The 26785-nt window shown below is 73.5% G+C and carries 23 protein-coding genes; 7 read left to right on the forward strand and 16 right to left on the reverse strand.

Annotation, left to right across the window (positions count from 1 at the left end; all coding sequences use genetic code 11):
• Positions 1-58 precede the first annotated feature (58 nt).
• Entirely contained in the window at positions 59-667 is a 609-nt protein-coding gene (locus ACSNOC_RS09355) for a TetR/AcrR family transcriptional regulator (RefSeq protein ID WP_436746832.1), read from the reverse strand.
• Between the two features lie 99 nt (positions 668-766).
• On the opposite strand from ACSNOC_RS09355, the gene ACSNOC_RS09360 reads away from it, so the two are divergent.
• Together ACSNOC_RS09360 and ACSNOC_RS09365 are read left to right on the forward strand one after the other, a co-directional pair.
• The gene (locus ACSNOC_RS09360) at positions 767-2188 is read left to right on the forward strand and encodes a cytochrome P450 (RefSeq protein ID WP_436746833.1); all 1422 of its coding nucleotides are present in this window, start codon (positions 767-769) and stop codon (positions 2186-2188) included.
• A gap of 85 nt (positions 2189-2273) precedes the next feature.
• On the forward strand, positions 2274-3083 hold the full coding sequence (locus tag ACSNOC_RS09365; protein WP_436746834.1) for a tyrosine-protein phosphatase: 810 nt from the start codon (positions 2274-2276) through the stop codon (positions 3081-3083).
• A gap of 27 nt (positions 3084-3110) precedes the next feature.
• Here the strand turns inward: ACSNOC_RS09365 and ACSNOC_RS09370 are convergent, their stop codons facing one another.
• The 11 genes from ACSNOC_RS09370 to ACSNOC_RS09420 all read right to left on the reverse strand — a co-directional run bounded on the left by ACSNOC_RS09370 (position 3111) and on the right by ACSNOC_RS09420 (position 14553).
• Positions 3111-4172, reverse strand: a complete 1062-nt coding sequence (locus tag ACSNOC_RS09370) for a polyprenyl synthetase family protein (RefSeq protein ID WP_436746835.1) — start codon at positions 4170-4172, stop codon at positions 3111-3113.
• On the reverse strand, positions 4169-5599 hold the full coding sequence (gene hpnE, locus ACSNOC_RS09375; RefSeq protein WP_436746836.1) for a hydroxysqualene dehydroxylase HpnE: 1431 nt from the start codon (positions 5597-5599) through the stop codon (positions 4169-4171). Before hpnE ends, ACSNOC_RS09370 begins: the two co-directional genes overlap by 4 nt.
• Positions 5596-6534 (reverse strand): presqualene diphosphate synthase HpnD, encoded by a 939-nt coding sequence (gene hpnD / locus ACSNOC_RS09380; protein ID WP_436746837.1) that lies wholly within the window; start codon positions 6532-6534, stop codon positions 5596-5598. The genes hpnE and hpnD overlap by 4 nt, the downstream gene beginning before the upstream one ends.
• 10 nt (positions 6535-6544) lie before the next feature.
• Positions 6545-7471 carry a squalene synthase HpnC gene (hpnC, locus tag ACSNOC_RS09385; protein ID WP_436746838.1) on the reverse strand — a complete coding sequence of 309 codons (927 nt, stop codon included), beginning with the start codon at positions 7469-7471 and terminating at the stop codon, positions 6545-6547.
• Positions 7472-7580: 109 nt separating this feature from the next.
• Entirely contained in the window at positions 7581-8378 is a 798-nt protein-coding gene (locus ACSNOC_RS09390; protein ID WP_436746839.1) for an ABC transporter ATP-binding protein, read from the reverse strand.
• Positions 8371-9285, reverse strand: coding sequence for an ABC transporter permease (locus tag ACSNOC_RS09395; RefSeq protein WP_436746840.1), 915 nt, complete (start codon positions 9283-9285; stop codon positions 8371-8373). Before ACSNOC_RS09395 ends, ACSNOC_RS09390 begins: the two co-directional genes overlap by 8 nt.
• Before the next feature lie 80 nt (positions 9286-9365).
• Complete coding sequence (locus ACSNOC_RS09400; protein ID WP_436746871.1) at positions 9366-10211, reverse strand: glycosyltransferase family 2 protein; 846 nt, start codon at positions 10209-10211, stop codon at positions 9366-9368.
• A gap of 47 nt (positions 10212-10258) precedes the next feature.
• Positions 10259-11044: a CDP-alcohol phosphatidyltransferase family protein gene (locus ACSNOC_RS09405; RefSeq protein ID WP_436746841.1), complete on the reverse strand. Its 786-nt coding sequence runs from the start codon at positions 11042-11044 to the stop codon at positions 10259-10261.
• Positions 11022-12083: an iron-containing alcohol dehydrogenase family protein gene (locus ACSNOC_RS09410; protein ID WP_436746842.1), complete on the reverse strand. Its 1062-nt coding sequence runs from the start codon at positions 12081-12083 to the stop codon at positions 11022-11024. Before ACSNOC_RS09410 ends, ACSNOC_RS09405 begins: the two co-directional genes overlap by 23 nt.
• Complete coding sequence (locus tag ACSNOC_RS09415) at positions 12071-12823, reverse strand: sugar phosphate nucleotidyltransferase (protein ID WP_436746843.1); 753 nt, start codon at positions 12821-12823, stop codon at positions 12071-12073. Before ACSNOC_RS09415 ends, ACSNOC_RS09410 begins: the two co-directional genes overlap by 13 nt.
• On the reverse strand, positions 12820-14553 hold the full coding sequence (locus ACSNOC_RS09420; RefSeq protein WP_436746872.1) for a DUF5941 domain-containing protein: 1734 nt from the start codon (positions 14551-14553) through the stop codon (positions 12820-12822). The genes ACSNOC_RS09415 and ACSNOC_RS09420 overlap by 4 nt, the downstream gene beginning before the upstream one ends.
• Positions 14554-14774: 221 nt before the next feature.
• On the opposite strand from ACSNOC_RS09420, the gene galE reads away from it, so the two are divergent.
• The 3 genes from galE (at position 14775) to idi (ending at position 17565) form a co-directional block, all read left to right on the forward strand.
• Complete coding sequence (galE, locus tag ACSNOC_RS09425; RefSeq protein ID WP_436746844.1) at positions 14775-15767, forward strand: UDP-glucose 4-epimerase GalE; 993 nt, start codon at positions 14775-14777, stop codon at positions 15765-15767.
• 151 nt (positions 15768-15918) lie between these two features.
• Entirely contained in the window at positions 15919-16860 is a 942-nt protein-coding gene (locus tag ACSNOC_RS09430; protein WP_436746845.1) for a cation diffusion facilitator family transporter, read from the forward strand.
• A 135-nt stretch (positions 16861-16995) separates the two neighbouring features.
• Positions 16996-17565, forward strand: coding sequence for an isopentenyl-diphosphate Delta-isomerase (gene idi / locus ACSNOC_RS09435; protein WP_436746846.1), 570 nt, complete (start codon positions 16996-16998; stop codon positions 17563-17565).
• Here the strand turns inward: idi and ACSNOC_RS09440 are convergent.
• Positions 17531-18058 (reverse strand): ATP-binding protein, encoded by a 528-nt coding sequence (locus tag ACSNOC_RS09440; protein ID WP_436746847.1) that lies wholly within the window; start codon positions 18056-18058, stop codon positions 17531-17533. The genes idi and ACSNOC_RS09440 overlap by 35 nt on opposite strands.
• A gap of 520 nt (positions 18059-18578) precedes the next feature.
• On the opposite strand from ACSNOC_RS09440, the gene ACSNOC_RS09445 reads away from it, so the two are divergent.
• Complete coding sequence (locus ACSNOC_RS09445; RefSeq protein WP_436746848.1) at positions 18579-20345, forward strand: ABC transporter ATP-binding protein; 1767 nt, start codon at positions 18579-18581, stop codon at positions 20343-20345.
• Positions 20346-20370: 25 nt separating this feature from the next.
• Here ACSNOC_RS09445 and ACSNOC_RS09450 read toward each other — a convergent pair whose 3' ends face one another.
• From ACSNOC_RS09450 to ACSNOC_RS09460, 3 genes are all read right to left on the reverse strand, one after another.
• Positions 20371-21981: an ABC-F family ATP-binding cassette domain-containing protein gene (locus ACSNOC_RS09450; protein WP_436746849.1), complete on the reverse strand. Its 1611-nt coding sequence runs from the start codon at positions 21979-21981 to the stop codon at positions 20371-20373.
• A gap of 271 nt (positions 21982-22252) precedes the next feature.
• The gene (locus ACSNOC_RS09455) at positions 22253-23236 is read right to left on the reverse strand and encodes an acyl-ACP desaturase (protein WP_436746850.1); all 984 of its coding nucleotides are present in this window, start codon (positions 23234-23236) and stop codon (positions 22253-22255) included.
• Positions 23237-23434: 198 nt separating this feature from the next.
• Positions 23435-25861, reverse strand: a complete 2427-nt coding sequence (locus ACSNOC_RS09460) for a Tex family protein (protein ID WP_436746851.1) — start codon at positions 25859-25861, stop codon at positions 23435-23437.
• Positions 25862-26053: 192 nt separating this feature from the next.
• Here ACSNOC_RS09460 and ACSNOC_RS09465 point away from each other — a divergent pair, with 192 nt between their 5' ends.
• On the forward strand, positions 26054-26689 hold the full coding sequence (locus ACSNOC_RS09465) for a TetR/AcrR family transcriptional regulator (RefSeq protein ID WP_436746852.1): 636 nt from the start codon (positions 26054-26056) through the stop codon (positions 26687-26689).
• Positions 26690-26785: the final 96 nt, after the last annotated feature.

The raw sequence follows: 26785 nt of genomic DNA on the forward strand, positions 1-26785 counted from the left end.
GGGCGGGGTCGGGGGAAGAAGGGGGCGGGGAAGAAAGAGTGTGTGAACCGGCCGTCGTTCAGCCGCCCACGGCGCCGAGCAGGGCGCGGGCGCACAGGTCGCGGACCTCGTCGCGGGTGAGCCGGCGGTTCTCCAGCCAGTCCAGACAGACGGTGGTGACGAACGACAGCCAGCCGCGCACGGCCGTCCGCAGCGCGTCGGGCCCCAGGCACTGGGCCGGCTCCAGGGCGGCCACGATGCGGGCGGCCTGGGCGTCCAGCAGCTCCTGGTAGATGGCGCGGATCTCGGGGTCGCCGGTGGCCATGGCGCGGTGGAAGGCGCGGTAGCCCTGGGAGTGCTCCTCGGCGAAGCGGAGGTAGACGTCGAGACCGGCCAGCAGCCGCTCGTCCATGGGCAGGCCGGGGTCGGTGGCGGTCATGCCGAGGATGCGCTCGCCCTCGCGGCGGACGACGGCGAGGAAGAAGTCCCGCTTGGTGGGGAAGTAGTGGTACAGCAGACCGCGGGAGACGCTGGCGAGCTCGGCGACCTGCTCGATCCACACTTCCTCGTAGGGGCGCTCGGCGAACAACTGAACGCCCACCCTCAGCAGTTGCTCCCGGCGGCGCTCGGTGTCCAGCCGGGTGCGGGCGCGTCCGGCACCGGGTTGTCGCACGGCCTTCTCGGTCACCCCGACAGACTACTTGACACCTGTTCGGCCGGCGCCGAAGGTTCTGTTGAATCGGGTTCAACAAGACGCGTGTGCGGGACCGGCTGGAGGGGAAGCAGCGTGACCACAACGGAGGCGGCGGCGACCGCGCTCTGGCCCCGGATCGGCGACATCCCGCACCCGAGGTTCCGGGTGCCGTTCCTGGGGGACATCCTGGCCACCTCGCCGAAGCGGCCCGTGCAGGGCTCGATGCGGCTGGCCGCCGAGCTGGGCCCGATCTTCCACCGGAACATCTTCGGCCAGCGGATCGTCGTCGTCTCCGGGGCCGACCTGGTGGCGGAGCTGGTGGACGAGTCGCGGTTCGCCAAGCGGGTGGTCCTGGGCGTCGAGAGCCTGCGCTCGGTCGGTGGGGACGGCCTGTTCACCGCGCACAACGAGGAGCCGAGCTGGCAGCGCGCCCACGACATCCTGGCCCCCGCCTTCACCCGCGAGGCCATGGTCCGCTACCACCCCACGATGCTCCGGATGGCCGCCCGGCTGACGGGCCGCTGGGACGCCCGCGCGGACGAGGGCACGCCGGTGGACGTACCGGGCGACATGACCAAGCTGACGCTGGAGACCATCGGGAACACCGGCTTCGGCTACGACTTCGGCTCCTTCGAGCGCGACGAGCCGCACCCCTTCGTCACCGCCATGGTCGGCGCCCTGCACACCGCGCAGCAGCGGGTGATCATCCCTCCGGTGATCGGCCCGCTGCTCACCCGCCGCGCCGACCGGCGCAACGCCGCCTGCACCGCGTTCATGGCGTCCGTGGTGGACGAGATCGTCCGGGAGCGGGTGGCCGCCGGGGACACCCGCACCGACGACCTGCTCGGCCTGATGCTCAACACCGCGCAGCCCGGCACGGGCGCGCGCCTGGACCCGGCCAACATCCGCAACCAGGTCATCACCTTCCTCGTCGCGGGCCACGAGACGACGTCGGGCGCCCTGTCGTTCGCGCTGTACTACCTGGCCAAGCACCCCGAGGTCATGGCCCGCGCCCAGGAGGAGGTCGACCGGGTCTGGGGACCGGACGGCGACCCGGGCTACGAGCAGGTCAGCAAGCTCCGCCACGTGCGCCGGGTGCTCGACGAGGCGCTGCGCCTGTGGCCCACGGCCCCGGGCTTCGTCCGCGCCGCCCGCGAGGACACGCTGCTGGGCGGCAAGTACCCGATGCGCGCCGGGGCGTGGGCCGTGGTGCTGATCCCGGTGCTGCACCGGGACCCGTCCGTCTGGGGGGCCGACGCCGAGCGGTTCGACCCCGACCGCTTCCTCCCCGAGCGCGTCCGGGCCCGGCCGGGCCACGTCTTCAAGCCGTTCGGCACCGGGGAGCGGGCCTGCATCGGGCGCCAGTTCGCCCTCCACGAGGCGACCCTGGTGCTCGGCCTGCTGCTGCGCCGCTACCACCTCCACGACCACGCCGACTACCGGCTGAAGGTCGTGGAGCGGCTGACCCTCATGCCCGAAGGGTTCACTCTGGCGCTCTCCCGCCGTCGCCGGTGAGGTGTTGCGCCGCATGACCGGACTGTTACAACGAGCCTTGTCGTATGGTCAGCCTGGAGCCATGGCCGCTACGGGAGGAGAGTCCGTGACGCAGCAGCAGTCCGCCGAGACGGTGTTGACAGGAGTGCGCAACTTTCGCGACCTGGGGGGCCTGCCCACCGCCGACGGGCGGCGGGTGGCGCACGGCCGGCTCTTCCGCAGCGGTCACCTGGCCCGTGCCACGGCCGCCGACCAGGCGTACCTCGCCTCGCTCGGACTGCACACGGTCTTCGACTTCCGGAACTCCGCCGACCAGGCCCTGGAGGGGCAGGACGTCGCCCTCCCCGGCGTGCGCAACGTCAACCTTCCGCTGACCGACCCGGCCGACGGCAGCGAGTTCTGGGCCCTGGTCCGCGACGGGGACCTCGCCCAGCTGCGGGCCGCGCTGGGCCAGGGGCAGGCCGTCGGCCGGATGGTCGCCTCCTACCGCTGGATGATCCACCGCAAGACCGCCGAGCACGGCCGGGTGGTGCGCGCGCTGGCCGCGGGGAGCGTGCCCGTGCTGATGCACTGCTCGGCCGGGAAGGACCGGGCCGGGCTGACCGTCGCGGTGACGCTGCTGGCCCTCGGCGTGGAGCGCGAGGCCATCGCGGCCGACTACCTGAAGTCCAACGCGCCGCACCGCCGGTACCTGATACGGCGGGGCGCCGCCACCGAGGGCGGCGGGACCGTGCTGTCGGCGGAGGTGTCGGAGCTGCTGGCGCCGCTGTTCGACGCCCGCGCCGAGTACCTCCAGACGGCGTTCGACGAGATCGACGCGGTGTGGGGCGGCACCAAGCGGTATCTGGCCGAGGGCCTCGGCCTCACCGCGGCGGACCGGGACCGGCTGCGCGACCAACTGCTGACGGACGGCTGAGCCGGCCGCCGGGCGGGCCCCCGCCGGTCACTTCTGCCGCACGACCACGAAGTCGCCCAGGGCCACCAGCCGGTCCCGGACGCTCCCGGGCATCTCCACGCCGTGCAGCGCCGCGACGGCCGCCTCGTACTGGCGGCGCGCCTCCGCGGCGGTCCACGCGCGCCCGCCGGCCTCGTCGATCAGCGCGGCCCGGACGGCGAACTCGGCCTCGTCGAAGTCGTCGAACTCCTGCCGGCTCTTCTTCGCGTCGGCCGTCAGCAGCGCGGTCAGCCGTTCGGCGGCGGGCCCCCCGGCGGCCAGCGCGGCGACGACCGGCAGCGACTTCTTGCGCTGCCGCAGGTCGCTCCAGGTCAGCTTGCCCGTGCTGCGCGGGTCGCCCCAGATGCCCAGCAGGTCGTCCACGGCCTGGAAGGCGAGGCCCAGGTGGTGGCCGAACAGCTCCAGGCTGTCCGCCAGGCGCTCGTCGGCGCCGCCGAGCACCGCGCCGATGGAGGCGGCGCAGGCGAGCAGCGCCCCGGTCTTGTTGCCCTCCATCTCCAGGCACTCCGCGACGCTGACCCGCTCGCGGTGCTCGAAGGCGATGTCCTGGGCCTGCCCGTCCACGAGCCTGCGGCTGGCGGCGGCCAGCCGCCGCGCGGCACGGGCCGCCCGGTCGGTGCCGGCCTCCAGGATCACCTCGTTGGCCAGCGCGAAAAGCGCGTCGCCGACCAGGATGGCCTGCGCCGGGCCGTGCACCTTCCACACCGTGTCCCGGTGGCGGCGCTGCTCGTCGCCGTCCATCAGGTCGTCGTGGAGCAGGGAGAAGTTGTGGACCAGCTCGACCGCGACGGCGCCGGGGATGCCGGTCTCCGCCGCGGCGCCGGCCGCCTCGGCGGACAGCAGGGCGAGCGCGGGACGCACCGCCTTGCCGCTGTCGCTGTCGGACGGGCGGCCCTCGGCGTCGATCCAGCCGAAGTGGTACGCGGCGACGGTGTTCATGGGCGGGGCCAGGCGGCCGACCGCGGCGCGCAGCGCCGGCGCGGCCAGCGCCCGTCCCCGTTCCAGCAGTGCCGGTACGGCACCGTCGCTCAGTGGCTGTGCCGGGTTCACACACTCTCCTCGTGTCGCTCGTGGCTGTGGGCCCGGACCGGCCCTCCGCCGGCCGCCGCGCGGGCCGCGGCCAGGCCGCTGCGCACCGCGCCCTCCATCGTCGCGGGCCATCCGGTGGCGGTCCACGCGCCGGCCAGGTACAGACCGGGGGCGCGGGTGGCCGTCCCGGGCCGCAGCCGCCCGACGCCGGGCGCGGGGGCGAACGTGGCGGCCCGTTCGCGGGTGACGAAGAAGTCGAGGACCCGCGCCCCGGCCACCGGCGGCAGCAGCCGGGCCAGCTCGGGCAGGTACCGCTTGCGCAGCACGTCGGCGGGGAGCTGGATCTCCTCCCCCGCCGCCGACTGGGACAGCACCAGGTACTGGGCGCCCGCGCCGCCGGGCAGGCCGGACAGCCCGGAGGAGGTGGTGCGGTCGAAGACCCACTGGACGGGGCTGTTGACCGCGGCGAAGAAGGGGCGGCGCAGCACGCGCCGGTCGAGGACGACGTGCACGTTGAGGATCGGCGCGGTGCCGATGCCCAGCAGCCGGTCCGGGTCGGGCAGCGCGTCCGGCGGCAGGAGCCGGTGCGCGGCGCCCTGGGGCACGGCCAGCACGACGGCGTCGGCGGTCAGCTCCCGCCGGTCCCGCCGGTCCCGGGAGGTGACCGCGATCCGCCAGCCGCCGCCGGGGGCCGGGCGCGGCCGTCCGGCCCGGGTGGCGAGCAGCGTGGTCACCCCGGCGCGGTCCAGGGCGGCACGGGCGAGGGTGTCGTGCAGCTCGCCGAGCGGGACGCGGGGGACGCCGATGTCGGCGGCGGCGGGCTCGGTCAGCAGCCCGGTGCGGAAGATCATGGCGGCCAGGGCGAGGGAGACGTCCTCGGCGCGGGCATTGAGCGTGGCGATGCCGATGAGGTCCCACAGCGCGGCGACGGCACGGGCGGTCTGGCCCTGCCGCCGCAGCCAGCCGGCGAAGTCCTGGCCGTCCAGCGCGGGGTCCTCGGGGTCGAGGCGGCGCAGCGCGAACGTGGCCCGCGCGGCGGCGGCGCGCTCGCCGGGCGAGAGGTGGGGGTAGCGGGCGAGGCAGCCCGCCAGGTGCAGCGGGACGGGCAGCGCGGTGCGGCGGATGCGGCCGAGCCGCCCGGAGCCGGGGTCGAGCACCGGCACGTCGAGGCGGGGCTGGAGGGGGGCCAGCGAGGTGCCGCCGACGCGGTCGAGGAAGCCCCGGTAGGCGGTGCAGCAGCGCAGGTAGACGTGCTGGCCGTTGTCGACGGTGAGGGTGCCGACGGGCGAGTCGCGGCGGAAGGAGAACGCCAGGCCGCCGAGCCGGGGCCGGGTCTCGACCAGGGTGACGCGGTGCCCGCGGTCGGCCAGGCCGAGGGCGGCGGTGAGTCCGGCGAGCCCGCCGCCGACGACGACGGCGGTCCGCGACGGGGCGGGCGGGGCGTTCATGACCCCACCCGCCGGGCGGCCCGGCGGGTGTCGACGCCGGTCAGGCCGCGCGCGGCGACCAGCGCCTTGCGGGCGGGCGACAGGGTGACCCGCCCGCGCAGCACGGCGGCGGGGTCGCGGGCGATGCGGTCCAGCAGCCCGTGGTAGATCCCGGCCATGGCGGCCACGCAGGCGGCGGAGCGGCGGTCGAGGAGCGGCAACAGCCGGAAGCCCTCCGCGAACAGCTCCTGGGCGCGCCGGACCTCGAACCGCACCAGCCCGGTGAAGTCGGCCTCGGGGCCCGGGGCGAGCAGGCCGGTGCCGCCGGGGCAGGCGAACTTCCGCAGGTCCTCGGCGGGCAGGTAGGTGCGGCCGTTGACCGCGTCCTCGCGGATGTCGCGGAGGATGTTGGTGAGCTGGAGGGCGAGCCCGAGGGTGTCCGCGTACCTCTCGGCCTCCTCGGCGCGGCCGGTGTGGCGCGTGCCGGGCGGCAGGCCGAAGACGCTGAGCGAGATCCGGCCGATGGTGCCCGCGACGCGGCGGCAGTAGACGCGCAGGTCCTCCCAGGTCTCGTACGTCGTGCCGCGCACGTCCATGAGGACGCCGTCGATCAGCTCGTCCAGGGCGCCGAGCGGCAGGGGGTGGAGTCCGGCCGCGTGGCCGAGGGCGACGGCGACGGGATCGGTGTCGTCCTCGGTGATCTCTCCGGCGCGCACCCGGTCCAGCAGGGCGCGGGCCCCGGCCAGCCGGGTCTCCTTCACGGCCGGCGCCAGTCCGCCGTCACCGATGTCGTCCACGCGCCGGGAGAACGCGTACACGGCCGTCAGCGCGAGCACCTTGCGCGCGGGCAGCAGCCGGACGCCGTAGCTGAAGTTCCTGGAGTTCAGGGCGGCGACGGTCTCGCAGTAGCGGTACGCGGCGGCGACGGGCGGCGGCAGCGGGGGGCTCTTGGTCACGGGCGTCCGCTCACGATCTTCTCAGCAGGGTGGTCGCCACCGCGCGCAGCAGCCCGCCCCTGGTGGCCCGGGGTGGCCCTGCCAGCACGTCGTATCCGGCGTCGGCGATGGCCCGGGCCGCCGCCCTGCCGCCGCCGATGAACCCGGCGAGCAGCAGCCGCAGCCGCCCGGGGGCGTCGCCGAGCAGTGGCGCGCCCTCGTCCAGCAGCCTACGGGCCTGTTCGGACAAGTGTGCCACCAGGGTGCGTACCGAGGCGTTCGCGGTGGGCGCGGCGAGGTCGGCCTCCGTGACGCGGAAGCGGCGCATGGCGTCGGCCGGGAGGTAGACGCGGTCGCGGGCGAGGTCCTCGGCGACGTCCTGGAGGTGCTCGATGATCTGGAGCGCCGTGCACACGGCGTCGGAGCGGCGGACGCTCTCGGGAGTGGCGGTGCCGGTGATGGCGAGGACGAGGCGGCCGACAGGGTTGGCGGACAGCTCGCAGTAGCCGAGGAGGTCCTCGAAGGTCGCGTACCGGCGGACCCGCTGGTCGACGCGGTTGGCCTCGACGAGCGCGAGGAACGGGTCGGGCGTGAGCCCGGCGCGGCGCACGGTCGGCACCAGGCCGCGCAGCAGCGGGTGGCGCGGCGGCGGGGCCGGGGAGCCGCCCGGGCCGCCCGGGCCGCCGCCGAAGACGCGCCACAGGTCGGCCTCCAGCGCGTCGAGCAGGGCGAGCCGGTCGTCGGCGCGGGCGGCGTCGAGGCCGAGCAGGACGGCGTCGGCGCCGCCGGGCGCGAGGTCCCCGTCGCCGATGTCGTCGACGAGGCGGGCGAAGCCGTAGACGGCCATGAGGTCGTCGCGCCAGGCGCGGGGCAGGAAGCGGGGGGCGACCGGGAAGTTCTCGTGGGCGGCCTTCGCCAGCACCGCCTCCGTGTGCCGGCCCTCGGGGGCGGTCAGCACGGGCGGACCACCCTCTCCGTTGCCGTCATGCTTGTATTTCTACCTTGTGATCAGATAAGCGCCGCCCCGGACACGCGGTGCGGGGCGGTGGAAGGATCCGGCGGGCGGCCTACTTCCCGGTCTCCTCCTCGTACGCCTTCAGCACCTGGTCGGTGGGACCGTCCATGACCAGCTCGCCCTTCTCCAGCCACAGCACCCGGTCGCAGGTGTCCCGGATCGTCTTGTTGTTGTGGCTGACCAGGAACACCGTGCCCGCCTCGGCGCGCATCTCGCGGATCCGCGCCTCCGAGCGCCGCTGGAACTTCTTGTCGCCGGTGGCCAGCGCCTCGTCGATCATCAGCACATCGTGGTCCTTGGCGGCGGCGATGGCGAACCGGAGCCTGGCCTGCATGCCCGAGGAGTAGGTCCGCATCGGGAGGCTGATGAAGTCGTCCTTCTCGTTGATCCCGGAGAACTCCACGATCGACTTGTAGCGCTCCCGGATCTGCTCGCGGGTCATGCCCATCGCGAGCCCGCCGAGTATCACGTTGCGCTCGCCCGTGAGGTCGTTCATCAGCGCGGCGTTGACGCCGAGCAGCGAGGGCTGGCCGTCGGTGTAGACCTTGCCGCGCTCGGCGGGCAGCAGCCCGGCGACGGCGCGCAGCAGCGTCGACTTGCCCGAGCCGTTGGTGCCGATCAGGCCGATGGCCTCGCCGCGGTAGGCGACGAAGCTGACGCCGCGCACGGCGTGCACCTCGCGGACCCGCGCGGGCGGCTCGCGGCGGATGATGCGGCGCAGCGCCGCCGTCGCGTTGCCCCGGCCGCCCCCGCCGTAGACGCGGTAGACGATGTGCAGATCGTCCGCGATGACGGTCGGGACCCGGCCGTCGTCCACCACCAGCCCGGTGGAACTGTCCTTGTCAGCCACGGCCGTAGCGCTCCTCCGCCTTCCAGAAGTACACGAAACCGCCGATCCCCGCGACCAGCGCCCACCCGAGCGCGAACAGCCAGGTGTTGGCGGGAATCGTGTCGTGATACGGGCCGTCGATGAGCGCGTACCGCATCAGGTCCATGTACACCGCGGCCGGATTGGCCTCCAGCATATCCGCCACCCAGCCGGGCCACTTCGCGGTCTTCTCGACCATGTAGCGCAGGGGGAACATGACGCCCGAGGCATACATCCAGGTGCGCAGGACGAACGGCATGAGCTGCACCAGGTCCGGGGTGTGGCTCCCCCAGCGCGCGAAGAGCATCGCCAGCCCGGCGTTGAAGACGAACTGCAGCACCAGCACCGGGACCACCAGGAACCAGCTCCAGGTGGGCCAGTGCTGGAAGCTCAGCATCACGACGACCAGGATGACCATCGAGTAGAGGAGCTGCTGGAGTTGCTGGAGCGAGAAGGAGATGGGCAGCGAGGCGCGCGGGAAGTGCAGGGCCCGCACCAGGCCCAGGTTGCCCGAGATGGACTTCACACCGGCGAGCACCGACGCCTGGGTGAAGGTGAAGACGAAGACGCCGGTCACCAGGAACGGGACGTACTCGTCGTTCCCCATGTCCCCGCGACCGCCCAGCAGCATCCCGAAGATCAGGAAGTAGACCAGGGCGTTGAGCAGCGGGGTGAAGACCTGCCAGAGCTGGCCGAGTTTCGCCTGGCTGTACTGGGCGGTAAGTTTCGCCTGGGAAAAGGCGACTATGAAATACCGCCGCCCCCACAACTGCCGCACGTACGCCGGCAGTGACGGGCGGGCACCGCTGACTGACAGTCCGTGCAGCGCCGCCAGTTCGGCCGGCGTCACCTCACGGGTGGGCGCACTGTCGTGCGTGGTCTCGCTCACCTTGGAAATTCGTCCTCACAGGGCACAGGCTGGAAGAAGCCGCGATGGGCGGCTCCTGGATGTTCTCAGACCCGAGCTTGTCAGATGACCGGAGGTCGTCCGAGCCGGGTCAGGCGCCATACCGTACGCCAACGCATCGGCCTCCGTGGACCGCACGGGGTGCGCCAGCCTTCCACGAAGCCGCCGAACCACGCCTTCAGGGCGGACAGCGGGGGCCGCCGCAGCAGGGTCAGCAGCAGCCACACGGACAGGTAGACGGGCACCAGCGGCAGCGGCAGGTTCCGGCGGGCCAGCCACACCCGGTTCCTGGCGATCATGCGGTGGTACACGGCGTGCCGGGACGGCTCGGTGGCCGGGTGGAGCAGGAGCAGATCGGCGCGATAGTGGATGTTCCAGCCCGCGTCCAGGGCCCGCCAGGCCAGATCCGTCTCCTCGTGGGCGTAGAAGAAGTTGTCCGGCAGGCCGCCGACCTGCTGGAAGACCTGGGTGCGGACGGCGGTCGCGCCGCCCAGGAACGTGGTGACCGGGGAGGAGCGCAGCGGGTCCGAGGCGCGCAGCCGGGGCACGTGGCGCCGCTGGGTGACGCCGGTGTCCGGGTCCGCGATACGGAAGCTGACGATGCCGAGCCGGGGATCCGCGTCGAACGCCGAGCGAATCAATTCGGCCGCGCCTTTGTCCGGAAGCAGACCGTCGTCGTCCAGAAACAGCAGCACGTCGACATTGGAGCCGCCCGGCCCGAACGCCTCGATGCCCACGTTCCGGCCACCGGGGATGCCGACGTTCTCCGGCAGCTCCAGGCTGCGCACGCCCTCCGGCAGATCGGACAGCTCGGCGCCGTTGCCGACGACCACCACCTCGACCGGCTCGCCCTCCTGCGCGGCGACCGAGTCCAGCAGCGCCCTGAGTTCCTTGGGGCGGTCCCCCATGGTCAGGATGACCGCGCCGAGCCTGAGCCGATCCGTCCCCACCGCGATCACCGGAGCCTGCTGGACGCCAGGATGGAGACCAGGTGCAGCAGCGTCTGCGTCACGGCGACGGCCGCCAGGACCACCACCCCGAGCCGGGTGAAGAACAGGTCGCCCCCGAACGCGTCCAGCACGGCCACCACCAGGATCAGCAGGGACGCCTCGACGCCGCCCACCAGCCGGTGGAACTTCAGGGCGGCGGCGGCCCTCCTGGCCAGCGCCAGGCCCTGCGAGCGCGGCGTGGCCGCCTCCTCGCGCACCGCGGGCAGCCCGCCGCGGGTCCGGGCGACGTCGACCAGGTCGGTCTCCGCCTTGATCAGGATCGCGCCGAGCGCCGCGACCGTGCCGAGGAAGGCCCACAGCCAGTCGGCCGCCGCCCCCTCGACGGCGAAGACGTCGGCGGCCCGCACCCCGAAGCCGACCAGCAGCGCCGCCTCGGCCAGGTAGTGGCCGACGCGGTCGAGATAGACGCCGGTGACGGAGGTCTGGGCCCGCCAGCGGGCGACCTCGCCGTCCACGCAGTCCAGGAGCAGGTAGAGCTGGATGAGCAGCGCGGCCAGCAGCGCCCCGGCCGGCCCGGGAACCAGCAGGACCCCGCCGGCCGCGACGCCGGCGAGGACCATCAGGTAGGTGAGCTGGTTGGGCGTTATGCGCGTGGACACCAGGTGCCTGGTCCAGCGCAGCGAGATCTCCCGCATGTACAGGCGCCCGGCCCAGTGCTCCCCGCTGCGCCGGTCCTTCACCCCCGGCGGGTGGACGACCGGGCGGAGTTCAGCAACCGATGGTTTTGACATAGTCGGCGTATGCGTCCCTGATCTCGTCGGTGGTCAGGTCGAGGTGCTCGAGGATGGTGTAGCGGCCCGGCCTGGTCTGCGGCGCGAAGGCGACGGCCGTCACGAACTCGTCGGCGGTGAAGCCGATGTCGTCGGGCAGCACGGGCAGCCCGTGCCGCCGCAGCACCTCGGCGATCAGTCCGCAGTGGCCGGGCTCGCCGCGCAGGTGCATGGCGAAGGCCGCCCCCAGGCCGACCTGTTCGCCGTGCAGTGCCGAACGTCTCGGATAGAGCAGGTCGAGCGCGTGCGAGATCTCGTGGCAGGCGCCGGAGGAGGGCCGGGTGTGGCCGGCGATCGACATCGCGATCCCGGAGAGCACCAGCGCCTCCGCGAGCACGGTGAGGAAGGGGTCGTCACCGCAGCCGCCGGGGTGGCGCAGCACGGCCTCACCGGCCTGCCGGGCCATCGCCGCGGCCAGTCCGTCGATCTGCTCGCCGGTCTCCCGGTGCGACAGCTCCCAGTCCGCGATGGCGGAGATGTTGGAGACGGCGTCCCCGATGCCGGAGCGGACGTACCGCACCGGGGCCTGGCGGATCACGTCGAGGTCCACGACCAGCGCGATGGGCGTGGGCACGCCGTAGGAGCCGCGCCCGGCGTCGTTGTCCAGGATGGAGACCGGGGAGCAGATGCCGTCGTGGGAGAGGTTGGTCGCGACGGCGACCATGGGCAGGCCGACGCGCGCCGACGCGTACTTGGCGGCGTCGATGATCTTGCCGCCGCCCAGGCCCACCACGGCGTCGTAGTGGCCGGAGCGCATGGCGTCCGCGAGCTGCACGGCGGCGTCGATGGTGCCGCCGCCCACCTCGTACCAGTCGGCGCCGGGCAGGGCCGGGGTCAGCCGCTCGCGCAGCGCGGCGCCCGAGCCGTTGCTGATGGCGACGGCGAGCCGGCCGGAGGAGGAGATGCGCTGGTCGGCCAGGAGCCCCGCCAGGTTGTCCAGGGCCCCGGCGGTGATGTCGACCGAGACGGGGGACGGGATGAGGCGGGTCAGTACCGGCACGCGATCTCCCGTCCCCGGGCGAGGTCCTCGTGGTTGTCGATCTCGACCCAGCTCACGTCGCCGATGGGGGCGGTGTCGACGCGGAAGCCCCGGTCGACCAGCTCCTGGTACCCGTCCTCGTAGTAGAGCTGGGGGTCGCGCTCGAACGTGACGCGCAGCGCGTCGGCCAGCTCACCGGCGGCCTCGGCCTCGATGAGGGTGACGCCGATGTACTCGCCGCTGGCCTCGGCCGGGTCCATCAGCTTGGTGATGCGCTGGACGCCCTTCTCGGGGTCGGCGACGACCTTCATCTCCTCGTCGGCCAGGCGCTTGACGGCGTCCAGGGCGAGAACGATTCGCTGCCCGTTCCCCCGCGCGGCGAGCAGGGTCTTCTCGACGGAGACGGGGTGCACGGTGTCGCCGTTGGCGAGGATGACGCCCTCGGCGAGGACGTCGCGGGCGCACCACAGGGAGTAGGCGTTGTTCCACTCCTCGGCCTTGTCGTTCTCGACCAGGGTGAGCCGGACGCCGTAGCGGCGCTCCAGGGCGTCCTTGCGCTCGTACACCGCTTCCTTGCGGTAGCCGACGACGACGGCGGCCTCGGTCAGGCCCACCTCCGCGAAGTTCGCCAGGGTCAGGTCGAGGACCGTCTTGGGGTCCCCGCCGTCCGGGGTGACGACCGGCACCAGGGCCTTGGGCAGGGTGTCGGTGTAGGGGCGAAGGCGCCGTCCGGCGCCGGCGGCCAGGATGAGGCCGATCATGCGGGTTCTCCTGTTTCGTCGTGTACGGCCGGTGCGCGGGAGGAGCTCCAGAAGCGGATGCTCTCCCCGAGCACCAGGAGCGCCAGGGCCCCGGCGAGGACCGCGAGCGCGGTGGTGAAGCCCTGGCCGGTCGCCCAGAGGGCGGCTGCGGCGGTGACCACCAGGACGCGGCCCTCGTGACCGCCGGCGGCCAGGACCAGCAGGCGGGGGGGCGCCCCGGCGCCGCCGCGGAGGCGGTACACCGTGTCGTAATGATGGTAGGCGCAAGCGGCCACCAGGAGGAAAGCCGCGGGCAACGCCCCGTTCACCCGGCTGTGTGCGGCCAGGACGAGCACGGTGAGGTATTCGCCGCAGCGGAACAGCGGTGGGAGGACCCAGTCGAACGGCCGCTCCAGCGGTGCGGCGACGGCTCGGCCCGCGCAGAGCGCGGAGCAGGCCGCCGCGGCGAGGGCCCACCCGTGGCCGTCGCCCGCGGTGGCGAGCAGGACGCCGACCAGCACGGCGGTGCCGGCCAGGGCCCACAGCGGGGCGGTGGCACGGCTCCCCGCGGGGCGGGGGCGGGCGGCGGCCACGGCGTGCGCCACCGGTCCGCTGTCGGCCAGCCCGGCGAGCGCGGCGGCGGTCCCGGGGCCGCCGCCGGACAGCCGGCGGGAGCGCAGCAGCCGTCCGGCCGTGGTGTAGCAGGCGGCGAACCCGCCGGCCGCGAGCAGCACGGTGAACGTGACCCGCGGAGTGGTGAACGCGGTGAGGACGGCGATCAGGGCCCAGCGTTCCCCGATGGGCAGCACGATCATCCGGCGCAGCCAGACGGTCCAGCCGATCCGGTCCAGCCGTCCGGTCAGGGCCGTGGCGCCCGGTGCGGCGGCGTTCGGCGCCGGCGGGTGGGCGGCGCCGAACGCGAAGTCCACGATGTGCCGGACGGTCTGGAGCACCATCGCGCCCAGGGCGAGCGCCCACACGTCGTCCCCGTCGCGGGCCGCGCCGAGCGCCAGCCCGGCGTAGAAGGTGTACTCCTTGGCCCGGTCGAACGTCGCGTCGAGCCACGCGCCGAGCGTGGAGTACCGCAGGGCGTAGCGGGCGAGCTGGCCGTCGGCGCAGTCGAGCACGAAGGAGGCGAGCAGCAGCAGCCCGGCCGCGGCGAATCCGGCGCGGGTGCCGGTGGCGGCGCATCCGGCCGCGATCAGCGCGGTGAGCAGCGAGGCGGTGGTGACCTGGTTGGGGGTCAGGCCCCGGCGGGCGCACCAGCGCGCCAGGTAGCGGGAGTAGGGGCTGACGAAGTGGGTGGTGAAGAACCCGTCGCGGGACTTCACGGCGGTGCGCAGCCGGTGGTCCTCCTCGTCCACGGCGGCCACGGCCGCGGCGGCCCGCTCGCGTTCGGCGGCGGTGGCGGGCACGGCGGCGACCGACCGGACCGCGGGCGGCGGGGCGTCGTCCGCGGCGGGGCCGAGCGCGGCGGTCAGGGCGGCCCGGCGCGTCGGCAGGACGGCGACGGCGCCGGGCACGGCCGAGGCGTCGAAGCGGGGGTCGGTGAGGCCGAGCCGCAGGCTGTGGCGGTGGCCGACGAAGCGGGGGTCGACGACGGCGATCCGTTCCCCGGCCGGCGCGTCCGCGAGCGCGGCCCTCACACCGGCGTACCCGTCGACCACCCGGACGGTGAATCCGAGTCCGCGCAGATCGTCCGCGAGTGACGATCCGGGTGGGGGCGGACCGGTGAGGATGGCGGTCGACAGGGCGCTTCACTCCTTGGGGCAGAACCGTCTCTGCGGCTGGACGTCGGCAGAGATTATCTGATGACCACCCCACGGCAATAACGGCGTTGATGTCAGGAAACCCGGAGTTCATGTCGGTGGGGGCGCATCGGAAGGGCGCCACCCTAGCCGATGCGACCGTCCGCGATCGAACCACTACGACAGGCAACCACCCCGTCCGGCCGAGCGGTTAGGCTGCCGCCATGAGCTGGCTGATCACCGGCGGTGCCGGGTACATAGGGGCGCACGTGGTGCGGGCCATGCGGGACGCGGGTGAGCGCGTGGTGGTGCTGGACGACCTGTCCACCGGGATCGCCGCCCGGCTGGCCCCGGACGTCCCGCTGGTGACGGGCTCGGTGCTGGACCGGGCGCTGCTGGACCGGACGCTGGCCGCGCACGGCGTCACCGGGGTGGTGCACCTGGCGGCGAAGAAGCAGGTCGCGGAGTCGGTGGCGGAGCCGCTGACCTACTACCGGGAGAACGTGCACGGGCTGACCGTGCTGCTGGAGGCGGTCGCCGCCGCCCGGGTGCGGCGCTTCGTGCTGTCGTCGTCCGCCGCCGTCTACGGGATGCCGGACACCGACACCGTGACGGAGGAGACGCCCTGCCTGCCGATGAACCCGTACGGGGAGACCAAGCTGGCCGGCGAGTGGCTGGTGCGGGCGGCCGGCCGGGCGCACGGCATCGCGACGGTCTGCCTGCGGTACTTCAACGTGGCGGGCGCGGCGGCCCCCGGGCTGGCCGATACCGGGGCGGCCAACATCATCCCGATGTTCTTCGAGCGGATCACCCTCGGGGAGGCGCCGGTCATCTTCGGTGACGACTACCCGACCCCGGACGGCACCTGCGTGCGGGACTACGTGCACGTGGCCGATCTGGCCGAGGCCCATCTCGCGGCGGCCCGGCACCTGGCGGAGCGCCCGGCGCCGCCGCCCGGCGCGGGCGACGACCTGACGCTCAACATCGGCACGGGCACCGGCGCCTCGGTCCGCGAGGTGGCCGCGCTGGTCGCGGAGGTCACCGGGGTGCGGGAGCCGGCCGCCAAGGTCGCCGGCCGCCGGCCGGGCGACCCGGCGCGGGTCGTGGCCGCCGCCGGGCTGGCCCGCGAGCGGCTGGGCTTCACGGCCCGCCGCGGTCTGCGCGAGATGGTCTCCTCGGCCTGGGAGGGCTGGCGGCTGCGGCACCCGGGGAGGTAGCCGTCCCGTCGGCGCGGCCCGTCGCGCCGCCGCTGTCCCGGCGAACGAACGCCCAGGTCAGAGCACATGACAACGGTGTTCAGTGCCGCGTTGCCGGATACCCCCCTCCCGTAGTTCACTGTGGGAGTCGACGAGGGAGGCAGGGGCCAGCATGGGTGCCGGACATCACCACCACGGGTCGTCGCCGGGCGGACACGGCACGGCGGGCGCCGCGCACCGGGGGCGGCTGCGCACCGCGCTCATCCTGGCCTGCGTGCTGCTGGCCGCCGAGATCGCGGGCGCGGCGGCCACCGGCTCGCTGGCCCTGCTGGCCGACGCCGGGCACGTGGCGACGGACGTCATCGGCATCGCCATGGCGCTGGCCGCGATCCACGTGGCGAACCGGCCGGCCCCGGCCGGCGACCGCAGGACCTTCGGGTACGCCCGGCTGGAGATCCTGGCCGCCCTGGCGAACTGCCTGCTCCTGCTCGGGGTCGGCGGCTACATCCTCGTGGAGGCGATCGACCGGCTGCGCGAACCGGCGGAGGTGCCGGGCGGGCAGACGGTGCTCTTCGGCCTGCTGGGCCTGCTCCTCAACGGGATCTCCCTGGCGCTGCTGATGCGCGGCCAGCGGGAGAGCCTGAACGTGCGCGGCGCGTTCCTGGAGGTCGCCGCCGACACCCTCGGCTCGGTCGCGGTGGTGGCCGCCGCCCTGGTCATCGTGGTGACGGGCTGGCAGGGCGCCGACCCGGCCGCGTCGTTGCTGATCGCGCTGCTGATCGTGCCCCGGACGGTGAAGCTGGCCCGCGAGGCGCTGGACGTGCTGCTGGAGGCCGCGCCCAGGTCCGTGCGCATAGCCGAGGTCAGGGAGCACATCCTCGCCCTGCCCGGCGTGGAGGACCTGCACGACCTGCACGTGTGGACCATCACCTCGGGGATGCCGGTGCTGTCGGCGCACGTGGTGGTGAGCCGGGACGCGCTGGACGCGGTGGGGCACGAGCGGATGCTGCACAGCCTCCAGGGGTGCCTGGGGTCGCACTTCGCGGTGGCGCACTGCACGTTCCAGCTGGAGCCGTCGGGCCACGCGGCGCACGAGGCGGGCCGGTGCGACTGACGGGCCGGTGCGACTGACGGAAGGCCCCCCGCGGCCGTCGCCGGTGCGGCAGACTGGTCGGAGCAGGCCCGGGGCGTCGGGACACGGGTCGTGGCGGCCGGGAAAGACCAGGAAGAGGCCAGGAAAAGGGTGGACATGCCCCACGGCACGGCCGTCTCGGCGGACCCGATCATGCTGGAGCTGGTGGACGAGGACGGCCGGACGGTCGGCACCGCGGAGAAGCTGTCCGCGCACCGGCCTCCGGGGCGGCTGCACCGGGCGTTCTCGGTCTTCCTCTTCGACGCGGCCGGGCGGCTGCTGCTCCAGCGGCGCGCGACGGACAAGTACCACTCCCCCGGCGTCTGGTCGAACACCTGCTGCGGTCACCCGTACCCCGGCGAGCCGCCGTTCCTGGCCGCCGCCCGGCGCACGGCCGAGGAACTGGGGGCGGCGCCCGCGCTGCTGCGGGAGGCCGGGACGGTCCGCTACCGCCACCCGGACCCCGCCTCTGGGCTCATCGAGCAGGAGTACAACCATCTCTTCACCGGGCTGGTGAGCGCGCCGCTCCGGCCGGACCCGGCCGAGGTCGCCGAGACGGCGTTCGTCACGCCGGAGGAGCTGGCCGGGCTGCGGGCCCGGGGCACGTTCTCCGCGTGGTTCCCGACCGTGCTGGACGCGGCCCGGCCGGCCATCAGGGAGACGACGGGGGTCGCGGCCGGCTGGTGAGCGGCCCGCCGCGCGGCCCTCGGCCCCGGTCGAAGGGGAGCGTCGCCCAGACCGCCTTGCCGCCGGAGGGGGTGGGCTCGACACCGCAGTCGCCGCCCGCCTCCCGGGCGATCGCCTTCACCAGCAGCAGTCCGCGCCCGCCGGGCCGCTCCTGCTCGGGGTGCGGCTGGAGTGCCTTGGGCCGGCGGGGGTGCCCGTCCTCGACCGCGACGCGGAGGAAGCGTTCGCCCATCACCACCTCCACGCCGATCTCGGGGGTGAACGGGGCGGCGTGCCGGACGGCGTTGGTGACGAGCTCCGACACGATCAGCAGGGCCCCCTGGAGCAGGTCGCCGGAGAGCGGCGCCCGCCGCGAGAGGACCAGGTCGCGTACCGCGTGCCGGACCCGGGGAACGGCCGCGTCCGCCGGGCGCACGGTGACGCGCCAGGTCGCCGAAGAGGCCGACCCGTCGTCAACAACGGTCTCGTGCAGGGCAGTTGCTCGCGTATGCATGGTCGGGCACCACTCTTCCTCGTCGCTCGGTCGTCCACTCGGTCCGCGTGTGGGCATGTGCCGCGGCGACATGACCTGGAGAGCACAACTCCGTACATATGGGCGTACCCAGATCAACTTGCTTCATATCAGGCAGTTTTTCGACCGGTTCGTGATCGGCGCCGTCACCCGGCCGCGCGGCCCCCTCCCCCGGCCGGTGCGCCCCCGTCACCCGACCGGGCGAGGCGCACCGTTGCGAACGCGCGGCGGACTGCCGCCCTGGCGTAAGCGCCGGATCGCACCGCGCCTGCGTGGCGCGAATATACGCAAGTTGAGAAATCGGACCGCTGCGGGGGCCCACCTCGGCCTTTCGCACCGCGTCGGCGCCATACATGGTTACTATCACCATGTATATGAATTACCCCGAACCAGAGGGAAAAGGGCAGAGCCTCACCACTCTCGACATTTCGGAGAGTGTTCGAGTGGCTTCGGGGGCAAGGTCATCCCGACCGAATCCCCTGCACGTTGGAGTGCTCCCGCCATGGCTCTTCCGCAAGGTCCCCTGGAGCATCGCTACCAGGGGGAACATCCGGTGCGGACCCTCGCCTACCTCTTCCGGGACGACCGCTGGAGACTCCTCGTCTCCGTCCTGGCGTTCATCGTCAAACACAGCCCCGTCTGGCTGCTCCCGCTGGTCACCGCGAACATCATCGACATCGTCGTCGAGCAGCGCCCCATCTCGGAGCTCGGTGCCAACACCGTCATGCTGCTGGTCGTCCTGATGCTCAACTACCCGACCCACCTGCTCTACGTGCGGTGCATGCACGGCAGCGTCCGCCGCGTCGGCACCGCGCTGCGCTCCGCGCTCTGCCGCCGGATGCAGGAGCTGTCGATCGGGTACCACGCCCGGGTCAGCGCGAGCGCTCTGCAGACCAAGGTGATCCGCGACGTGGAGAACATCGAGGTCTCCGCCCAGCAGAGCGCCGACACCGGACTGGCCGCCGTCATCACGCTCGTCGGCGGCCTCGCCGTGATCGCGGTGCGGGTCCCGGCCGCGCTGCCGGCCTTCGTCCTCGTCGTGCCCGCCGCCTCGCTGCTCGTGCGCCGGCTGCGCGGCCGGCTGCGCAGGCACAACGAGCAGTTCCGCCGCCAGGTGGAGCAACTGTCCACGCGCGTAGGCGAGATGACGACGCTGATCCCGGTCACCCGCGCCCACGGGCTGGAGCGCACCGCCCTGGGCCGGGTGGACGGGTCACTGCGCCAGGTGCTCACCGCGGGCATACGGCTGGACCTGCTCAACGGCCACTTCGGCGCGCTGGCCTGGATCCTGCTCAACGCCATCGGCATCGGCTTCCTGGCCGGCGCGGCCCTCATCTCGTACTACGCCTGGCTGCCCATCTCCCCCGGCGACGTGGTGATGCTCAGCACCTTCTTCACCACCCTCACCGGCTCCATGACCATGCTGATGGGCCTGACCCCGATCATCAGCAAGGGGCTGGAATCGGTCCGCTCCGCGGGCGAGGTCCTCCAGGCGCCCGACCTGGAGGTCAACGCGGGCAAGGCCGAGGTGCGTTCCGTGCAGGGCCGGATCGACTTCGAGTCGGTCACCTTCCGGTACGACGGCGACGGAGCCGCCGCCGTCAGCGACTTCAGCCTCTCCGTGCCGCCCGGCGAGACCGTCGCCCTGGTCGGCGCCTCCGGCGCCGGCAAGTCCACCATCCTGAACCTCCTCATCGGCTTCATCCGCCCCGTCTCCGGCCGCATCCTGCTGGACGGCGTCGACATGGCGACGCTCGACCTGCGCAGCTACCGCCGCTTCCTGTCCGTGGTGCCGCAGGAGTCGGTGCTCTTCGAGGGGTCCATCCGGGAGAACGTGGGCTACGGGATGGGCGACATCGACAACCAGGCCGTGCGGGACGCCCTGCGGGACGCCAACGCCCTGGAGTTCGTGGACCGGCTCCCCAACGGCCTGGACACCGTTGTCGGCGAGCGCGGCGCCCGCCTCTCCGGCGGCCAGCGCCAGCGCATCGCGATCGCCCGGGCGCTCATCCGCGACCCGCGGATCCTGGTGCTGGACGAGGCCACCTCGGCCCTCGACACCCGCTCCGAGGCGCTGGTGCAGGAGGCCATGGACCGCCTGATGCACGGGCGCACCGTCTTCGTCGTCGCCCACCGGCTGTCCACGGTGCGCGGCGCCGACCGCATCGTGGTGCTGGACCAGGGACGGATCTCCGAGATCGGCAGCCACGCGGAGCTGGTGGAGCGTGGCGGGGCCTACGCCCGCCTCCAGTCCACCCAGATGACCTGAGCGGTGCCGCCGGAGCGCCGGGGCCTCACAGCGGCTCGGACTCGGCCAGGTCGCCGTCCAGCACCAGCCACCGGGTGATGCCGAGCCCGCGCAGGAACGGCAGGTCGTGGCTGGCGACCACCAGCGCGCCCCGGTAGGCGGCCAGCGCCGAGGTGAGCCGGCGGACGCTGGCCAGGTCCAGGTTGTTCGTCGGCTCGTCCAGCAGCAGGAGCTGGGGAGCCGGCTCGGCCAGCATCAGCGCCGCCAGCGACGCGCGGAACCGCTCCCCGCCGGACAGGGTCGCCACCGCCTGGTCCGGGCGCTCCTTGCGGAAGAGGAAGCGCGCCAGCTGGGCCCGGATCGTCTGCTGGTCGGTGCCGGGCGCCAGCCGCCGCACGTTGTCCAGGACGCTCAGCGACTCGTCCAGGATGTCCAGCCGCTGCGGCAGGTACCGCAGCGGCACGTGGGCGGTGACCTCGCCCGCGACCGGCGCCAGTTCCCCGGCGACCGTCCGCAGCAGCGTGGACTTGCCCGCGCCATTGCGGCCGGTGAGCGCGATCCGTTCCGGCCCCCGCACCTCCAGCGCGGCCCGCGCGCCGTACCGCAGCTCCGCCGCGCGCAGGCTGAGCACCTGGCGGCGCGGCGGCACCTCGGTGCGCGGCAGGTCGACGCGGATCTCGTCGTCGTCCCTGACCGCCTCCTCGGCCTCCGCCAGCCGCTCCCTGGCCGCCGCCAGCCGCTCCTCGTGCATCAGGCGGTGCTTGCCCGCCGACTCCTGCGCCGCGCGCTTGCGGGCGTTCATGACGATGCGCGGCTCCCGCTTGTTCTCGTACGCCTTCCTCGCGAAGCGGGCCCGGCCGGCGAGCTTGTCGTGCGCCTCGATCAACTCCCGCTTCTGCCGCCGCACGTCGGCCTCCGCGACGCGGACCATCCGCCCGGCGGCCTCCTGTTCGACGGCGAGCGCCGCCTCGTAGGCGGAGAGGGTGCCGCCGAACCAGCGCACCCCGCCCGCCCGCAGGTCCGCGATCTGGTCGACCCGCTCCAGGAGTTCGCGGTCGTGGCTGACCACCACGAGCACGCCCTGCCAGGCGGAGACGGCCGCGTACAGCCGCCGCCGGGCGCGCAGGTCGAGGTTGTTGGTCGGCTCGTCGAGCAGCAGCACGTCCGGCCGGCGCAGCAGCAGCGCGGCCAGCCGCAGCAGCACGGTCTCGCCGCCCGAGACCTCGCCGACCGTACGGTCCAGGCCGATGCCGTCGAGACCGAGCTGGTCGAGGGTGGCGCGGGTGCGCTCCTCGATGTCCCAGTCGTCCCCGACGACGGCGAAGTGCGCCTCGTCCGGATCGCCGGCCTCGATGGCGTGCAGCGCGGCGCGGATCCGGTCCACGCCCAGCACCTGGTCGACGCGGCGGCCGGTGTCGAGGGTCAGGTTCTGCGGCAGGTGGCCGATCTCGCCGGCGACGCGCACCGTGCCGGAGACGGGCGCCAGTTCGCCGGCGATCAGCTTCAGCAGGGTGGACTTCCCCGTCCCGTTGAGGCCGATCAGCCCGGTGCGCCCGGGGCCGACGGCCAGGTCGAGGCCGTCGAAGAGGGACGTGCCGTCCGGCCAGGAGAAGGCCAGCCGGTCACAGGTGATGTACGTGGTGGAAGAAGCGGCCATGCGGGCCTCCGGTCTGCGCGTGACGGATCTACGACGACACGTGCGGACACCGGGCCGTACCGGAAAGGCGGCCGTTCATCGATCGAGGTCGTGCGTGTGCCACGGCCGCGTGCGGAGTCGGGTCGACTCGTCACGCACCGGCGGCAGGCTCACGGTGTCCGCGACCTCAGATGAACAACGGCCTCTCCCCACGCCGACGACAGGGCCGGGAAAGACGGTAGGCGGGCGCTCCCGCCGGGGCAACCGGTTTTCCGCCGGGCCCCGGCGGGGGCTACTTGGCGGCGTTCTGCGCCGCGCGGGCGGCGGCGCGGGCGCGGCGGGCCGCGAGCCGCTCGTCGAAGAGGCGGGCCTCGTTGTCGAGCCCCTCCAGGAACATCCCCAGCTCCTCCTGGGCCTTGAGGCCCTCGGGACCGAGACCGCCGAGCTCCAGGGTGCGCAGGAACCGCAGCACGGGCTGGAGCACGTCGTCGTGGTGGATGCGCAGGTTGTAGATGCCGCCGATCGCCATGCGGGCGGCGGCCCGCTCGAAGCCGGGCATCCCGTGACCGGGCATGCGGAAGCCGAGGACGACGTCGCGCACGGCCTTCATCGTCTGGTCGGGAGCCAGCTCGAACGCGGCCCGCAGCAGGTTCCGGTAGAAGACCATGTGCAGGTTCTCGTCGGTGGCGATGCGCGCGAGCATGCGGTCGCACACCGGGTCGCCCGACTCACGGCCGGTGTTCCGGTGCGATATACGGGTGGCCAGCTCCTGGAACGCCACATAGGCCACGGAGTGCAGCATGGAGTGCGCGTTGTCGGACTCGAAGCCCTCCGACATGTGCGCCATGCGGAAGTTCTCCAGCTGGACCGGGTCGACGGCGCGGGTGGTCAGCAGGTAGTCCCGCATGACGATGCCGTGCCGGCCCTCCTCGGCGGTCCAGCGGTGGACCCAGGTGCCCCAGGCGCCCTCGCGGCCGAAGATGGTGGCGATCTCCCGGTGATAGCTCGGGAGGTTGTCCTCCGTCAGCAGGTTGACCACCAGGGCGGTCCGGCCGATGTCGCTGACCTTGGACTGCTCGGGGGACCACGGCTCCCCGCCCATCGGGCCGTCGAAGTTCCGTCCTTCGCTCCACGGCACGTACTCGTGCGGCATCCAGTCCTTCGCGGCCTTCAGATGCCGGTTGAGCTCCCGCTCGACGACCTCTTCCAGTGCATAGATCAGGCGCGCGTCCGTCCACTCCTCCTGGTTGGCGACGGGGGTGGGGCTGAAGGTCACGAGTTCTCCTGGCGTCGGGGACGATGTCTACCTACGAGTCCGTAGGTTACGGCACCGTAAGTTGTTACCCGCCGGTCTGGCAAGGAGAGCAGACCGAAATCACCGCATCGGCGGTCGGAACCGGTCCGCTCCCGGCCGCCGGCACGGGCCCAGGTCGTGGGCGACGGGCGCGAGTTCAGGGCGATCCGGGGGGAAACATCACCGTTTGCCGCGTCCCTTGTCGACAAGTCCCGCCCGCCGGAGGGCATCCGCCATCGCGCTGTTGACGGGCGGGGTGTCCCCGCGGCGGGCACCGCCCCGGCCCCCGCCCCCACTTCCTCCGCCCTCGTCGCGGCGCCCGCCGCGCCGGTCGCGCTGCCGGGGGGCGCCTCCGCCGCCGCCGCGGGCGCCGCGGTCCTCGCGCTCCCGCTGGCGGCCACCGGCGCCCGGCTCCTCGTCCAGCCGGAGCGTGAGGGAGATCCGCTTGCGCGGCACGTCCACGTCCAGCACCTTGACCTTCACGATGTCGCCGGGTTTGACCACGTCGCGCGGGTCGGAGACGAACTTCTTCGACATGGCGGAGACATGGACCAGACCGTCCTGGTGGACGCCGACGTCCACGAAGGCGCCGAAGGCCGCCACGTTGGACACGACGCCCTCCAGGACCATGCCGGGCGCCAGGTCCCCAATCGTCTCCACACCGTCCATGAACCGGGCCGTGCGGAACGCCGGGCGCGGGTCGCGGCCCGGCTTCTCCAGCTCCCGCAGGATGTCGGTGACGGTCGGCAGGCCGAAGGTGTCGTCCACGAAGTCGGCGGGCGACAGGGCCCGCAGGGCCGTGGCGTTCCCGATGAGCGAGCGGACGTCCGCGCCGGAGGCCCGCACGATGCGCCGGACGACCGGGTACGCCTCGGGGTGCACGGCCGAGGCGTCCAGCGGGTCGTCGCCGCCGAGGACGCGCAGGAAGCCCGCGCTCTGCTCGAACGCCTTGGGGCCGAGCCGGGGCACCTGCTTGAGCGCGGCGCGGTCGCGGAAGGGGCCGTTGGCGTCGCGGTGGGCCACGATGTTCTCCGCCAGGGTGCCGCCGATGCCCGAGACACGGGCCAGCAGCGGCGCGGAGGCCGTGTTGACGTCCACGCCCACGCCGTTGACGCAGTCCTCGACCACGGCGTCCAGCGAGCGGGACAGCTTCACCTCGGACAGGTCGTGCTGGTACTGGCCGACGCCGATGGACCTGGGGTCGATCTTCACCAGCTCGGCCAGCGGGTCCTGGAGCCTGCGGGCGATGGAGACCGCGCCACGCAGCGACACGTCGAGGCCGGGCAGCTCCTGGGCGGCGAAGGCGGACGCCGAGTACACCGAGGCGCCGGCCTCGGAGACCACCATTCTGGTGAGCTTCAGCTCCGGCAGCCGGGCGACCAGCTCGCCGGCCAGCTTGTCGGTCTCGCGGGAGGCCGTGCCGTTGCCGATGGCGATCAGCTCCACGGCGTGCTCCCGGGCGAGGGCGGCGAGCGTGGCCAGGGCCTCGTCCCAGCGCCGCTGCGGGGCGTGCGGGTAGACGGTGGCGGTGGCGGCGACCTTGCCCGTGGCGTCCACGACGGCGACCTTGACACCGGTCCGCAGGCCCGGGTCCAGGCCCATGGTCGGCCGGGTGCCGGCCGGGGCGGCGAGCAGCAGGTCCCGCAGGTTCGCCGCGAAGACGGCGACCGCCTCGTCCTCGGCGGTCGTGCGCAGCCGGGTCCGCAGGTCGATGCCGAGGTGGACCAGCACACGGGTGCGCCAGGCCCAGCGGACGGTCTCGGTGAGCCAGGCGTCGGCCGGCCGGCCGCGGTCCTCGATGCCGAAGCGGCGGGCGATGATCCGCTCGAACGACGACGGGCCGGCCGGGGCGGCGGCGTCGGCGGGCTCCTCCGGCTCCAGCGTCAGGTCGAGGACGTCCTCCTTCTCGCCCCGGAACATGGCGAGGATCCGGTGCGAGGGCAGCTCGGTGAACGGCTCGGAGAAGTCGAAGTAGTCCGCGAACTTGGCGCCCGAGGTCTCCTTGCCCTCCCGCACCTTCGACACCAGGCGGCCCCGGGTCCACATCCGCTCGCGCAGCTCGCCCAGCAGGTCGGCGTCCTCCCCGAACCGCTCGGTGAGGATCGCGCGGGCGCCGGCGAGGGCGGCGTCGGCGTCGGGCACGCCCCTCGCCTCGTCCACGAAGGCCGCGGCGGCGGCCCGGGGGTCGGCGGACGGGTCGGTCAGCAGGCCGTCGGCCAGCGGCTCCAGGCCCGCCTCGCGGGCGATCTGGGCCTTGGTCCGCCGCTTGGGCTTGTACGGCAGGTAGATGTCCTCCAGGCGGGCCTTGGTGTCGGCCGCGCGGATGGTGGCCTCCAGGGCGGCGTCCAGCTTGCCCTGGCCGCGGACGGACTCCAGGATCGCCTCGCGCCGCTCCTCCAGCTCCCGCAGATACCGCAGCCGCTCCTCGACGGCGCGCAGTTGCCCGTCGTCCAGGGTGCCGGTGGCCTCCTTGCGGTAGCGGGCGATGAACGGGACGGTGGCGCCGCCGTCGAGCAGGCCGACGGCGGCCCGCACCTGCCCCTCCCGCACACCCAGTTCCTCGGCGATCCTGCCCTCGATGGACCTGTCTGCGACGGACTGTGTCACGATCAACGCTCCGCTTTCCCGGCGCCCTCTGCGCCGCGCTGTGCATTCTGGCACCAGGCGGCGACAACGGCGCGGTCAGGCGCGCGGCGCCGCGCGGCGGGCGAACGCGGCGCGGACACCGGGAAGTCGGACGCCGCGGGCAGACTCGGCAAACCAGGGTCGCTCCCGGCGCCGCCGTCCTACGATGCGTGCATGGATGGCGACGCGAAGCCTCCGGGACCGCGTGAGCTCAGAAAGCGGCGCACGCACGAGGAGTTACTCCGTGCCGGTCTGGAGCTGTTTCTGCACCGGGGGTACGGCAGGACGACGATCGGCGAGATCGTCCAGCACGCCGCGGTGTCGGAGCGCACCTTCTTCCGGTACTTCGCGAGCAAGGAGGAGCTGGTCCTCTTCCCGGTCCGGGAGACGAGCGAGCTGCTGCTGGCCGAGGTGGTCCGGCGCCCGCCTGCGGAGGCGCCCCTGCTGGCGCTGCGCCGCTCGATCGGGGCCCTGCCGGTGCTGATGCCGGCCGACCGGCCGACCCGTTATCTGGCGGCGATGCGGGTGCTGTGCTCGGCGCCGGAGACGCGGGTGGTGCTGCTGCGGTACGCCGCCGAGGACCAGCACCGCCTCGCCGCTGCCCTGGCCGGGCGGGAGGGCGTCGCGACCGGCGACCGGCGGCCGGCCCTGCTCGCCGGGGCGTTCATGATGTCGGCGATCCAGGCGGCGCTGATGTGGGAGGAGCGGAAGGACGGCACGATGGGCGGGCTGATGGCCGGCGTGGAGTCGAATCTCGCCCTGCTGCCCTCGGCCGTGACGTGCCGCTGGCAGGAGGACCGGACACCCTGACGGGCCTCCCGCGGCCGGGATGCGCGGCGACTGCCCTGAAAGAGTGACCGGATCCCCCAGAAGTCGCTCCTGCCACCCCTTCGAGTGATATGAACG

Source organism: Streptomyces sp. URMC 129 (assembly GCF_051386415.1).
GTDB lineage: Bacteria > Actinomycetota > Actinomycetes > Streptomycetales > Streptomycetaceae > Streptomyces.

Excerpts from the sequence above, each read along its gene's own strand:
- hpnE (WP_436746836.1), bottom strand. The coding sequence starts at position 5,599 with ATGAACGCCCCGCCCGCCCCGTCGCGGACCGCCGTCGTCGTCGGCGGC.
- ACSNOC_RS09400 (WP_436746871.1), bottom strand. The coding sequence starts at position 10,211 with ATGGGGGACCGCCCCAAGGAACTCAGGGCGCTGCTGGACTCGGTCGCC.
- ACSNOC_RS09405 (WP_436746841.1), bottom strand. The coding sequence starts at position 11,044 with ATGTCAAAACCATCGGTTGCTGAACTCCGCCCGGTCGTCCACCCGCCG.
- ACSNOC_RS09415 (WP_436746843.1), bottom strand. The coding sequence starts at position 12,823 with ATGATCGGCCTCATCCTGGCCGCCGGCGCCGGACGGCGCCTTCGCCCC.
- galE (WP_436746844.1), top strand. The coding sequence starts at position 14,775 with ATGAGCTGGCTGATCACCGGCGGTGCCGGGTACATAGGGGCGCACGTG.
- ACSNOC_RS09430 (WP_436746845.1), top strand. The coding sequence starts at position 15,919 with ATGGGTGCCGGACATCACCACCACGGGTCGTCGCCGGGCGGACACGGC.
- idi (WP_436746846.1), top strand. The coding sequence starts at position 16,996 with ATGCCCCACGGCACGGCCGTCTCGGCGGACCCGATCATGCTGGAGCTG.
- ACSNOC_RS09440 (WP_436746847.1), bottom strand. The coding sequence starts at position 18,058 with ATGCATACGCGAGCAACTGCCCTGCACGAGACCGTTGTTGACGACGGG.
- ACSNOC_RS09445 (WP_436746848.1), top strand. The coding sequence starts at position 18,579 with ATGGCTCTTCCGCAAGGTCCCCTGGAGCATCGCTACCAGGGGGAACAT.
- ACSNOC_RS09450 (WP_436746849.1), bottom strand. The coding sequence starts at position 21,981 with ATGGCCGCTTCTTCCACCACGTACATCACCTGTGACCGGCTGGCCTTC.
- ACSNOC_RS09465 (WP_436746852.1), top strand. The coding sequence starts at position 26,054 with ATGGATGGCGACGCGAAGCCTCCGGGACCGCGTGAGCTCAGAAAGCGG.